12 protein-coding genes are annotated in these 13004 nt (G+C 42.0%); 1 reads left to right on the top strand and 11 read right to left on the bottom strand.

Annotation, left to right across the window (positions count from 1 at the left end):
- From ACOQON_RS04405 to ACOQON_RS04390, 4 genes are all read right to left on the bottom strand, one after another.
- Window positions 1–756 (bottom strand): SDR family oxidoreductase, encoded by a 756-nt coding sequence (locus tag ACOQON_RS04405; RefSeq protein WP_420577715.1) that lies wholly within the window; start codon window positions 754–756, stop codon window positions 1–3.
- Between the two features lie 18 nt (window positions 757–774).
- Window positions 775–3204 (bottom strand): phosphoenolpyruvate synthase, encoded by a 2430-nt coding sequence (gene ppsA, locus ACOQON_RS04400; protein WP_420577714.1) that lies wholly within the window; start codon window positions 3202–3204, stop codon window positions 775–777.
- A 4-nt stretch (window positions 3205–3208) separates the two neighbouring features.
- Window positions 3209–4336 (bottom strand): site-2 protease family protein, encoded by a 1128-nt coding sequence (locus ACOQON_RS04395; RefSeq protein ID WP_420577713.1) that lies wholly within the window; start codon window positions 4334–4336, stop codon window positions 3209–3211.
- Window positions 4337–4713: 377 nt separating this feature from the next.
- Window positions 4714–5178 (bottom strand): hypothetical protein, encoded by a 465-nt coding sequence (locus ACOQON_RS04390; protein WP_420577712.1) that lies wholly within the window; start codon window positions 5176–5178, stop codon window positions 4714–4716.
- A gap of 226 nt (window positions 5179–5404) precedes the next feature.
- Here ACOQON_RS04390 and ACOQON_RS04385 point away from each other — a divergent pair, with 226 nt between their 5' ends.
- Window positions 5405–7714: an acyl-CoA dehydrogenase gene (locus ACOQON_RS04385; protein ID WP_420577711.1), complete on the top strand. Its 2310-nt coding sequence runs from the start codon at window positions 5405–5407 to the stop codon at window positions 7712–7714.
- 25 nt (window positions 7715–7739) lie between these two features.
- Here the strand turns inward: ACOQON_RS04385 and ACOQON_RS04380 are convergent, their stop codons facing one another.
- From ACOQON_RS04380 to ACOQON_RS04350, 7 genes are all read right to left on the bottom strand, one after another.
- Complete coding sequence (locus tag ACOQON_RS04380; protein ID WP_420577710.1) at window positions 7740–7943, bottom strand: hypothetical protein; 204 nt, start codon at window positions 7941–7943, stop codon at window positions 7740–7742.
- 41 nt (window positions 7944–7984) lie between these two features.
- Window positions 7985–10570, bottom strand: a complete 2586-nt coding sequence (locus ACOQON_RS04375; RefSeq protein WP_420577709.1) for an ABC transporter permease — start codon at window positions 10568–10570, stop codon at window positions 7985–7987.
- Window positions 10567–10908 (bottom strand): PadR family transcriptional regulator, encoded by a 342-nt coding sequence (locus ACOQON_RS04370; protein ID WP_420577708.1) that lies wholly within the window; start codon window positions 10906–10908, stop codon window positions 10567–10569. The genes ACOQON_RS04375 and ACOQON_RS04370 overlap by 4 nt, the downstream gene beginning before the upstream one ends.
- Window positions 10909–11046: 138 nt before the next feature.
- Window positions 11047–11703 (bottom strand): DUF4386 domain-containing protein, encoded by a 657-nt coding sequence (locus ACOQON_RS04365; protein WP_420577707.1) that lies wholly within the window; start codon window positions 11701–11703, stop codon window positions 11047–11049.
- An 87-nt stretch (window positions 11704–11790) separates the two neighbouring features.
- Window positions 11791–12084 (bottom strand): YciI family protein, encoded by a 294-nt coding sequence (locus ACOQON_RS04360; protein ID WP_420577706.1) that lies wholly within the window; start codon window positions 12082–12084, stop codon window positions 11791–11793.
- Window positions 12085–12088: 4 nt separating this feature from the next.
- Entirely contained in the window at window positions 12089–12439 is a 351-nt protein-coding gene (locus ACOQON_RS04355) for a DUF2200 domain-containing protein (protein ID WP_420577705.1), read from the bottom strand.
- Between the two features lie 18 nt (window positions 12440–12457).
- Window positions 12458–12979: a hypothetical protein gene (locus tag ACOQON_RS04350; protein ID WP_420577704.1), complete on the bottom strand. Its 522-nt coding sequence runs from the start codon at window positions 12977–12979 to the stop codon at window positions 12458–12460.
- Between the last annotated feature and the right edge of the window lie 25 nt (window positions 12980–13004).

Here is a 13004-nt window from a genome sequence, read left to right as displayed (position 1 = left end):
TTACTGAGCTGTCCAGCCACCATCTACTGGCATGGCTGTTCCGGTTACAAATGATGCCGCATCTGAGCATAACCAAAGGACCGATTTAGCTACTTCTTTGGGTTCGCCCAGTCTTCCAATTGGTTCCTGATCCACAAACTGCTGTTCCACCACTTTATCCTTACCTGTGAAGCGGTCGATCATCGGGGTTTTGATTACACCCGGACAAACCGCATTTACCCGGATGCCTTCTTTGGCATATTCTAATGCCGCCGCTTTGGTTAAACCCACAATCCCATGTTTTGAAGCCACATATGGAGGAATTCCCTGGAATCCTACCAATCCGGCTACCGAGGCAGTGTTTACAATTGCCCCTTTCCCTTGTTTCAGCATCTGTGGTATTTCATATTTCATGCACAGCCAGACACCTGTTAGGTTCACACCAATAACCTTATCCCAGTTTTCTCTGGTACAATCAGCAGTGATTCCCTGCTCTCCTTCAATGCCGGCATTGTTAAATGCAAAATCAATCTTTCCGTAAGTACTGACAGCCTTCTCTATCATCTTCTTCACATCCGCTTCTTTCGAAACATCACATTTGATGAAGATGGCCTCCCCTCCTTCTTTTTTTATGGCATTGAGTGTTTCATCATCTTTCACCCAGTCTACGATCACCACCTTTGCTCCGCGCTTTGCAAAAGCAATGGATGTTGCACTCCCGATACCAAAACTACCTCCGGTAACTAGGGCTACTTTGTCTTTAAATACTGGTTCCATCGTTTCAAAATTTTAATCTTAAAAAATATCTTTTACCACACCTTTTAGCTGTTGTAGCTTCTGGTCAAAGAAATGCCTGGCCTCAGCAGCCAGAATATTTTCAATCCCTTTAATCATTGCATCCGGATTGAAGGAAATACTGTCAATTCCTTCATATACCAGAAATTTCGCAAACTCGAGGGAGTCACTGGGAGCCTGTCCACATAGGCCTATTTTTACACCGCTCTTTTTTGCAGAATGTATGACATTTGAAATCAGCTGTTTTACTGCTTCATTATTTTCATCAAAGAGCTCACTGACTAAATCTGAATCCCTATCTAGACCCAAGGTCAGTTGGGTCAGGTCATTCGATCCGATGGAGAACCCATCGAAGACTTCTGCAAATTTTTCAGCCAACAACACATTACTCGGTATCTCGATCATCGTGTAGATCTGCAGGCCATTTTCACCTCTCACCAATCCATACTGAGCCATCAGGTCAACGACCTTTTTTCCTTCTTCTACCGTGCGGCAAAATGGGATCATCAGCTTCACGTTGGTCAAGCCCATCTCATCACGGACGATCCTCATCGCCTCACATTCCAGCCGAAACCCTTCCTGATACAACGGACTGTAATAACGGGACGCTCCCCTCAATCCCAGCATTGGGTTTTCTTCCTCCGGCTCAAATTGTCTTCCTCCTATGAGGTTTGCATATTCATTGGATTTAAAATCACTCATTCTCACGATCACATCCTTCGGATAAAAGGCTGCTGCAGTAGTGGCCACCGCCTGGGAAAGCTGATCGATGAAATATTGTTCTTTACTTTCGTACCCTTCTGTCAGCTCCTTTATCTTATTCTTTGCTTCTTCGTCTTCCACTTGGTCAAAATGAACCAGAGCCATTGGATGCACCCGAATATGATTGTTAATCACAAATTCCATTCGCATCAGACCAATCCCATTGTTAGGTAAAAAGGAATATTGAAAAGCTCTGTCCGGATCAGCCAGAATGAACATAACTTCAGTGTCCGGCAGTGGTATTTTTTGGGTATCAATGATCTCTTCTTCCCAGTTTAATCTGCCTTCATAGATGACCCCTTCCCTCCCTTCCGCACAGGAAACAGTAATAATATCTCCGTCCCTAATAGCTTCTGTAGCATTGCCTGTACCTACCACAGCCACCACTCCCAACTCCCTGGCTACTATTGCAGCATGGCTGGTGCGACCTCCTTTATTGGTCACAATAGCTGCCACTTTTTTCATGATCGGATCCCAATCGGGATTGGTAATGTCAGTGACCAGTACATCATCGAACTGAAGTTTATCAGCCTCTCTCGGATCATTCAGAAGCCTGGCTTTTCCGAAAGCTATTTTGCTCCCAAGGCCAACTCCTTTGGTGAGAACCTTTCCCTTTTCTTTCAGATGATAAGAGTAGAGAATATAGGGATCTCTAATGGTGTGAACGGTTTCCGGACGTGCCTGAACAATGTACAATTCATTCGTCAATCCATCCTTGGCCCATTCAATGTCCATAGGACTCCTATAGTGATCTTCAATCAGTTGGCACCATTTTGCAAGCTCAGTCACTTCTTCATCGCTAAGCACAAACTGGTTTTGCTTTTCTACTGAAGTATCGAGATTAATTGTAGGCGAGCCATTCTTTTCGGTGGCGTACACCATGGTTAGGTGTTTTTTGCCTTTCTTCTTTGAAAGAATACTTTTTTTCTGCTTTTGGAGTGACGGTTTGAAAACAACGAACTCATCCGGATCTACCACTCCCTGTACAATATTTTCTCCCAGTCCCCAGATTCCGTTTATTACTATTACGTCTTTAAAACCGGTTTCTGGTTCAAGGGTAAAAGCCACACCAGAGCATCCTTTGTCAGACCGTACCATCAGTTGCACTCCCACAGACAAAGCAACTTTCATGTGATCAAATCCATGATCGATCCTGTACTTGATGGCTCGGTCTGTAAATAGGGAAGCAAAACATTTATGACATGCTTCTAACAGGGCTTTCTCACCTGAAATATTCAGGTAGGTTTCCTGCTGACCGGCAAAGCTCGCGGAAGGCAAGTCTTCAGCCGTTGCACTACTTCTTACGGCTACTTCAATTGGTTCATCCGGGCTCAGCTCATTGTAGGCTTTTTTTATATCCTCAGCAATTGCAGTTGGCATATTTGCACTTAGAATAAGCTGACGGGCATTTCTACTTACTACTGTGAGATTGGTAAACTTCTCAGTATCGAGCTTCTCCAATATTTTCGTCAGTTCTACTCTGATCGCATTTTCATCAAGCAGATTCCAGTAAGCCTGAGAGGTGATTGCAAAACCTTCAGGAACACGGATTCCCTTTTCCCCCAGCTGTTGGATCATTTCTCCAAGAGAGGCGTTTTTACCTCCCACCAGAGCTATGTCATCCAGTCGGATCTGGTTAAAGGGGATGGTATATGCTTTCGTCTTCATAGCTTCATGAATTGATGTTCTCTGCTCCCATGCTCGCTTTCTTTCTTCGAAGCAGAGAAGTCCTTACCTGGATAAACTCCGCTATATTTTCAAAGTCAAGCACACCCAATAGCTTCCCATTTTCAATGACAGGCATTAAGTGGCCAGATTTGAGTAGTCCTTTTTGAGGATTATACACTTCGGACAGTTCATCATCAGGATGTAATGTTCTAAAAGATCGATCCATGATTTCTCTCACAGGAACATGTGAGTCATGATCATCCAGTCCTTTCAGCAAAATCTCTTTATTGACAGTACCCACTACTTTTCCTTCCTCCATCACCAGAAAGTGATCTTCTGTACTATCAAGCAGATGCTTAACCGCGTCTTCAATGGATGATCCGGCTTCCATGGATTCATAACGGTGAATTAGAATATCCTTGACGGTATGCTCACGCAACATGAACCGCGAATACTCTACAAACCACTCAGAGCGTGCCCCAAGTAATACAAATACTCCTATGATGATTAGAAAGAAGTTGTAGAAGAAACCAATAAGAATAAAAAGTACTGCAATCACCTGTGCAAATGCAGCAGTGATCCGCGTTGCTTTGGTTCGGGATATTTTTATAGCTAATAAGGCTCTAAATACCCGCCCTCCATCCATAGGAAAAGCAGGGATCATATTGAATAGCGCAATAAAGAAATTGGCATACATCAATACATATAGAAAATTATCACTTCCAATGACAAAATCTTTATCAAAGGAAGGCATAGGGCTCCCGGAAACTGACAAGGCTAGGTACAGGGATGTAGCAATTACTATGTTTACCAATGGTCCGGCCAGAGCTACATTGAGCTCTTCTTTAGGGTTTTCAGGGATTGCCTCCATACTCGCGACTCCACCAATCGGCAATAATGTGATACTTCTGGTCTTGCAGTTATACTTTCTGGCAATCAGAGCATGGCCAAATTCGTGGAGGGTGATGCATACGAAAATCGCTAAAACCAGAAGGATATTCCATGAAATGGCTTCCCAAGAATATCCTTGTCTAAAGGCTGATATCCCGATCCATACTGGAAGTACAAAGAAGGTCCAGTGAAGAAAAACTTTTATGTCCGCATATTTCCCCAAAAACAGTGCCCCTTTCATAACTAGGATGTTTAATATTTTCAGACTTCAAGAACCGTTTCCAGTTATGATCAAACTCATAGCCTTAAGAATTTTATTGTAAAAAATGTATATCAAATTTTGCCAGAATGATTGAGGAGTGAAATGACTTCTGACAATTAAGAAGATGATTGAAATCAACAAATGAGGATAAACCCATTTTAATCAAATATTGATTTTACTAACTGTTTAGATTAAATAGTAGTTATCTATCAGTTTAAGCAACAATCAGCACAATTCTCATCATTGAAAACCAATCAGAAATTTGTAAAAACGTATCCGATATAAGGAGAGTCATCCTGCCGGAAAGGAGATTAAAGCGATACTATATCGATGATCCATTACGGTCAGAAGATCACCTATATTTTAAATGAAATACCATAGATAAAAGTAGGATTCCACTTTCTGGAGCTAATTCCTGCCATTAGAAGCAAGTTTTTTGTCAAAGGTGCTTCACATGTCAGAGATGGTATCACCTTCAAGTGCTCTCCATTGGCCAGTCCTGTTCTTAGGTTAATTTTCATTGAAGCACCCTCTTCACGAATCAACGGCATGGCCACAAAAAACCCTGTGAAATTGCTTTCTTTCAGTTCATCTTCCTTTATCTCTTCAGGAAAGATTGCATTGGATGTCTTATGAAAGAAACCGCCGTACTCCCAGCCAGAATGATTTTCAAAGCTGAGAATCGTTCCGACTTTTGTGTTAACATGCGTTGATTCCACATACGCAGTGGCCTTAATGTCTTGTGCTAAAACAATACCTGCTGCTAAAAGTGATCCAATTAAAACAATCACTTTTTTCGGAAATGCTCCTTTTCTTTTCATTGTGTTAAATGATGATTCGTTCACAACAAAACTCCTTATCCGATCATTGAAATATGAGAGTGATTTTGGGATTATAATATTTATGTATTTCACCTATTTCATTAAGTAAATCACTTACATGCAGAAGTTTGCTGGTGTTAGGATGACTTTAAAAAATCAAAAAAGCCAAGAATCCTATTGCTGGTAAACAAGCCGTTTTGGTTATCTTTTCCTAAACACCTCATATATGCGACACATGCTGCAATCACCCGTGCTGCAGGCCAATCCAGCACTGTATAGCTTTCTTCCAATGTTCTATATGGCCTGGGCCGACGCGGTGCTCACACCCGGTGAAGTGACGAGTCTTCAGTCCATCATAGAAAAACAGCATACATTGAAAGCTGACGAACGGGCATTCTTGCTTTCATTTCTTGATCCTAAAGATCCACCTACCCCAAACGAACTAAAATCCTGGCTGAAAACCATCCGTGAGTCAAGTGACAGGATATCGGAGAAAGAGAAAAAGAGCGTGGTAGAAATAGGTATTGATTTGGCCAGGCTCCACCAGGCACCTGATGCAGAAGAGTTAAAAGTTCCGCTTTTGGAAATAGAAGAAGCTTTAGGGATTATCTCAGAGGAGTCTGCTTATCACCTGCGTTCGCTCCAACGCACCACCACGTCCGAATTGCTGAGCACAGCACCTGGTTTTGATATTGATGCAATGGGTGATTTGCTAGACGGGGAGCACAAGGAGATCATCCAGCGTGTGAAAACCGTACTCACTGACCCGGCTTTTAATTATGTAGATCCGGACAATCTCACAGCTTACCGCGCCAAGGTGCTGGAATGGTGCAAACTGCATGCAGCACAGGGGTTTGGCTCCACGGCCTACCCACAGGAGTTTGGCGGTGAAGACGATATGGCTAAATACTTCGCCATCATGGAGACCCTCTCCTATCATGATCTGAGTGTGGTTGTGAAATTTGGGGTGCAGTTTGGTTTGTGGGGAATGAGTATCTACTTCCTTGGCACAGAAAAGCACCATAAAAAATACCTTACCGATATTGGTACACTGAAACTCCCAGGCTGTTTTGCGATGACTGAAACAGGACATGGATCGAATGTGAAAGGGATCGAAACCACGGCTACATACAACCACAAGAAGAACAATATTATCATTCACACGCCAAACCATCAGGCTGGAAAAGAATACATTGGTAATGCCGCACTACACGGACGTATGGCGACTGTATTTGCCAAACTGATTGTTGACGATGTGGATTATGGTGTGAATGCATTTGTGGTGCCGCTCAGAGACGAGAAAGGGAAGACAATGCCTGGCATCACCATCGAAGACTGTGGTCGAAAAATGGGTCTCAATGGCGTTGATAATGGTAAAATCTGGTTTGATCAGGTACAGATTCCATTGGAGAACATGCTGGACAGATATGCCAGTATTGACGAAAATGGAGAATTTCAGAGCCCGATCACCAGCGACAACCGACGGTTTTTCACGATGTTGGGAACACTGGTAGGCGGAAGAATCGGTATCCCTCGGTCGGGAATAAGTGCAGCCAAGTCAGGGCTCACCATTGCTATTCGCTACGGGGATAGCCGCAGGCAATTCGGTGCGCAAAACGGCAGTGAAGTACCTATCCTGAACTATCGCACACATCAGCGTCGATTGATGCCGCTGTTAGCCACCACCTATGGATGTCATTTTGCCTTGCAGCATCTCACGAAGCGATTTATGAAACGCACAGAAGATGATATGCAGGAAATAGAAGCAATGGCCGCCGGGCTGAAAGCTTTTTCTACCTGGCATACCACGCAGACTTTGCAGGAATGCCGGGAAGCATGCGGGGGCAAAGGCTATCTCTCCGAAAACCGCATTGACCAATTGAAAAATGACACGGATGTGTACACCACTTTTGAAGGGGACAATACGGTGCTGATGCAGCTGGTGGCCAAGAGTCGGCTGTCAGATTTCAAAAAAGAATTCAGTGATATCAACCTTTTTGGTATGCTGGGATATGTGGCGGAGCAGGCAAAAACCAATCTTGCCGAAATGAACCCAATCATTGTGCGAAGCACAGATGTCAATCATTTGTTGGATTTTGAGTTTCACAGAAAAGCTTTCGCGTATCGAGAGCGGGACATCCTTACGTCTGCTGCAAAGCGCTTGCGCAAGCATCTTAGTTTGGGTATGGATTCGTTTGATGCATTCAATCAGGCACAATACCATATGGTGGGGGTTGGGTTTGCCTATGTGGAGCAGCTGATTTTAGAACAGTTCATTGCCCAGGTGGAAGCCACCGAAAATCCACTTTGCAAGGCAGCTCTGACGAAGTTGTGCCAATTATTTGCTTTGTCTCAAATCGAAAAGAACAAAGGCTGGTATCTGGAGCACGGATACATGGAAGGTGTAAAAACAAAAGCCATCCGCAAGCTGATTAACCAGCTATGCTGGGACGTACGTCAGGATGCCGTGCCATTGGTTGATGCCTTCAGAATTCCTGATGTAGTGCTAGGCGCTCCAATTGCTATGTCAAAATAGGGCGTGGAGATTTGCGAGACTATTTTTAAGTTTTAGCCAGCACCTCCCGAATCAAGAAGGTACCCATAGGAAAATGCTGCACACTGTAGATATAAGCATCTCGCTCCGAACCAAAGGATTCAACCACCTTTTCATCATGAATGACGATGAATTGGCCTTTGTATTGTTCTATCAATTCTTGTTCATTATGTTGATAAAACTTGTGCTGTTTATTGAGGAGCTCGCCCATAAGTGCTCAAGTTACCAAATTGAAAGGAATCAGACCTCCATTTAATCACCCCTTAAATTTTCAGTAGGGTTTACTTTCACTGCCCGCATAACTTGTCCTATGATTGTGATAATGATAGTACCTGCGGTAATAAGGAAAGCCAAAAGAAAAGGTGATAATCCTGTTTCCATACGTTCCGGATACATAATCGACAGTAATTTATTAATCATGAGATAACCGATTGGCGCCCCCACCAATAAAGCGATCGATATGATGATGACGTATGTTTTACTAACCTGATGGACGATAGAAAGTGGAGATGCACCCAAAACCTTACGAATACTAAACTCTTTCAACCTTCGCTGAATGGTAAACGAAAACATCCCGAACAATCCAAGGCACGCAAGGATGATAGCAATTGAACTGATTATAAGTAAAATAACAGTGGAGGCCTCCGTTTCCTCATAAAACGCCTCAAAGGCATTTTCCTGAAGCATGCCTGTGTAAGGCTCATCTGGTGCTATTTCGTCCCATAGCAATTGTGTTTTTAGCTGCAACCCTCTCAAATCATTGGACGCGCTTTTCATACTTAAATAGTACAGGCTAGATGGGGTGTCTTCCTGGAGGCCAAAAAACAAAACCGGTCTGATAAGACTATGAAAACTGCGGTAATGAAAGTCTTCCACCACACCAATGATTCTGCGTATTTTCCCTTGATATTCAATCTCTTTATTGAGCGGGTCAATCCAGTTCATTTCCTGAACCATGGCCTCATTTACGATAACTGATTTATCAAAGTCAATCTGTGTTCCATCAAACCATCTCCCATGTTTAAGATTAAGTCCAAGCACTTTATGGTAGTTTTCATCCACAAAGTAACTGACTGATTCGTACGCTTTATTTTCATATTGAAAGGAGACGGTGGGGTTATGTGCACCTACATGACTATTCATCGAGATGGCAAGGGATTTAACCTGAGCGTCTTCCATCATTGCATTCCTCATCAGTTCCATTTGCGAGAGACGCACTGTACGTACCATCAGTACATCTTTAGCTTCATACCCCCAGTCTTTCTCAAAAAGCGCCAGTGTATGGGAAGTAAAAACAAAGCATCCAAAAATTGTGATAAATGCCAGAATGAACTGACCGGCTAGCATCAGCCGTGAGAAAAAACTATTGCGTTTAAACTTAGTGATGCCTTTAAGTATGTGGCTCGATGAAAAACGAGAAATATAGGTAGATGGGTAGATGCCAACTATTGTAACAATTCCTGCAAACAAGCAACTTAATGATATGACCATAAAAGATAAAGAGCTAAAACCAGATGGGATTCGTAGCGGTATCAAATAATTAAGCCCTGGTGTAAATACCGCCAGACTCAGGTAAATGCCCAGCAGGAAGCTGAATAAACATAACAAGAAACTTTCTGTAAAAAACTGAAAAATGATCTGCCTACGATTACTACCTATCACTTTTCTAACAGCAATTTCTCTTAGTCTCTTAGCATAAGAAGCAATCGAGATATTGATGAAATTGAAGACAGCAAGTGCAATCAGCATCAAAGCAATAACTGCAAGAGAAATACGTGTGAAGGCAGGGGCTGTAAACGAAACAGAACCCGCTATTTCACGACAATGCTCTGAAATTTCAAAAAGGGGATATAGTTTGAAATCAGTGACCAGCTTTTCCTCTTTGTTTGCATTGATTGGCGTAAGGTATTGACTCAAACCTTCTTTCAATTCTGAAGAATTGGTATTTGGTTTGGCCAGCACAAATGTTGCATCTGTTTGTGTGCCCCAGTTAACTTCACTATGAAGATTTGTGAGATTTTCAAAGGGTATGTAGAAGTCAAAATAGAAACTCGCATAATCAGAATACTTATCCATGACCCCTGTTACTACAAAGTTTGTTTGATGAGTTTCGCTGAACATGATCTGAATTTCCTTCCCAATCGGATCCTCATTCGCAAAGTATTTTTTGGCCATTTCATAACTGATGACTATCGCACTCTTTTGAGTCAGCGCGAACTCATTACCCGAAATCATCGGGAAATCAAAAATTCGCAAAAAATCAGGATCAACGAATGCAATACGTTCCTCAAACGTATCATTTCGATACTTAACATACGCGCCTCGTCGCTCAATGCGAGTCATGCGCTCTACCATAGTCAGGTCAGTCTTTAATGAGGAGCCAAGAAGTGCAGGCGTATTCCCTTCAATTTTTGCTCCTTCTCTGACCTGTGTTATTTGATAAATCCGATCTCCTTTGGTGTGGAACTCGTCCATATTTACCTGCACATCATAAAAGATCAATGAGGTAATACCTATACCAAGGGCCAAAGCAAGTCCCAAAATACTGATCGAATTGACGATATAATGTCTGGTGATATTCCTGATCCCAATTTTCATAAAACTGCGGAACAGAATAAGATTTTTAAGTGGATTCATAAACTTTTTCGGCTTTTTGATATTTGTCCATCGGAGGTAACCCAAAACATCACGAAAGAAAAACACGTCTGCATACAACTGGCTTCTCTTCGTAGACCGACGGTGGTACAGTTCAAGTGCGTCACCGGCAATTTCATCCAGTAAATCAGGATCACAATACCATTCTAAAAATCGACTAATCCATTTTGGGGGACTTTTCATAACCCTGCATTGTTTAGTGTGAATCCGGGTATTCTTTGGTACAGATTTACCCTCAGATTCATCGATTCCTGAAGTGTTTTCTTTCCTGCAGCAGTAATTGAGTAAATGCGTTTGCTTCGACCTCCCCGCTCATTTGTTGATCCGCCCACATGTGATTGAAGGAATCCTTTCTTTTCAAGGCGTTTCATTACAGAATGCACAGCACTCACATTTATACTTCTTCCAGTTGAAGCTTTTAATTCATCCATTACAGAGACTGCATATGCATCATCAATCAATGACGCGGTAATCATTAAAATGATCTCTTCTAATTCACCAAGATGCTCGCCTTTACTCATGTGACTTTTTTGTTATACAAAAGTAAATATAATCAATTATATACACTTTTGTATAACAAAATAAGAGTGTGATCTATTGTTTAAGATTTCCTTGGCAATATGACGTTTAGCTAGTCTTAAGAGTATTTATTTGAGGATTCAATCCTGAATAGCCTTCCACCTTGCGCCCATAATGAGTATCCATAACATCCAGATTACTTCTCCAAAAGTGAGATACTCAAGCAAATCGATCACTAATCCTTTTATGCCTAGAAAGTAGGCAAACGCTGATATGGTATATCCTGCTCCGGCAAAAATCATAAACCAACCAACAATACGGGGAAATAATGGTGAACGAATGATCATATAACCTTGAGGTAGCAGCCACAAACCCCAGAAAATTGTGGCGATCATTGTTCCTCTTGAGCTTTGCTTGAGCAAATAAATGACTTGATCAGAATCATCAAGCATTTCAAGAACCATCAACTGATTTGCTGCACTCAACATATCAATAGGGATTCCGATAAATGCAAAGATGGCGACCAGAATAGTAGCGTCTTTATAATCATTATAGAAAAGCTTATATAGAAACCAAACAGCGGCTATGCAAAACAATTGAGTAACAAGGCTTCCTGCTATCCCAACCCGAAAAAGCATTTCATTCGAGGTGATGTTGGAAGCTGTAAGCTCCGGATCGGTCAAGACAATCAATTGGGACGGAACGTACAAGAGACTGAACATCCCCAAAACTGCCCATAGGGGGTATACTATTCTTAACCATTTTACGGCATTCTTTTGTTGTGTGAGTGTTTGCATGGATTAGGTGTTTTTATTTTCATCATGATGCCATCTCTCTTTGAATGGTTGCGTCATGCATAATAAAAGTAGTTTAAGATTTCAGGCTTAGGATTTTCCCAACAAAGGCTTCAATTGAGGATGCATCTGCGAGGTTTGAAACTCAGTGATTTTGAATTCTGCCAGTTTATGAATGAAGAAAGGATCTTCTGAAATGATCTGATCTACTTCTTCTTTTGAGTCGGCCAAAGCCAGAATTATGCCTCCGGTTCTGGGTACTTTTCGTCCGGATGCCACAAACTTATTCTGCTTATAATATTTGTGTAAGTATTTCACATGATCGGTCATGTGAGCATCCAGTTGTTCCAGCGGAACGATGTAGTTTAAGTCAATGATGTACATAATATTATTTTCTCAAAATACTCTCCATCTTTTTTCCCCTCGCCAATTCGTCAATAAGCTTGTCCAGGTAGCGAACTTCCTGCATAAGTGGCTCCTCAATTTCTTCAACCCGAATGCCGCAGACCACTCCTTTAATCAGTTTGCGATTGGGGTTGAGCTTAGGAGCTTGTTCGAAGAAATCTTCAAAATTGGTTTTGTTATCCAGCACAGCCTGAAGTCCTTTCTGATCATAACCTGTGAGCCATTCAATGATGTGATCGACATCTTCTTTCGTTCGCCCCTTTTTCTCTGCTTTGGTAATGTAATGAGGATAAACCCCTGCAAAGTTCATGGTATAAATTCGGTGTTTGGTCATAGCTTACGAGTTAAAAGATCAATCTTTTGGAAGGTATTTTTCAGGTATTGGATTATCTGCTCGCTCCCCAGTCCAATAAATATTCACGATCCACCACCTATCCTGATCTTTCATCAATTGAATACTATTGATCCCTCGCGTGAATGGTTTTTTATCGGATTCACTTCTGTATGACTCATAGGTGCTAAAAATATGTGTTAGTGAACCAAACGATTCGGTCACACGATAAATCTCTTTTTCAAAAAATCCATTTTCTTCCAGCCACGCTCCTGATGTTTCAATGTATTGATCCGGGTTCATCACACGATAACCAATTTTTCCTTCCTCATCGGGTCCGGAAGGGATCAACCGAGCATCTTCGGTGAAGAGGTATTTAAATAATTCCCAATTCCTTTTTTCCCCTGCTTCTCCGGAGATGACTGCATATAGGGTTTCGATGGTTGAATCGAGCGTTTGAACCTTGTCAAGATATTTATCCTGAGCATAGCCTGTGGCGGATATAAGGATTATCATCAAGGAAAGCAGGGTAGTCCTTTTCATTATTCATATGATTGTTTCCCAAATC

This window comes from Ekhidna sp., assembly GCF_965221965.1.
GTDB lineage: Bacteria > Bacteroidota > Bacteroidia > Cytophagales > Cyclobacteriaceae > Ekhidna.
Note: the sequence above shows the minus strand (reverse complement) of the source record. Positions and strands in the feature narration are given on the sequence as shown.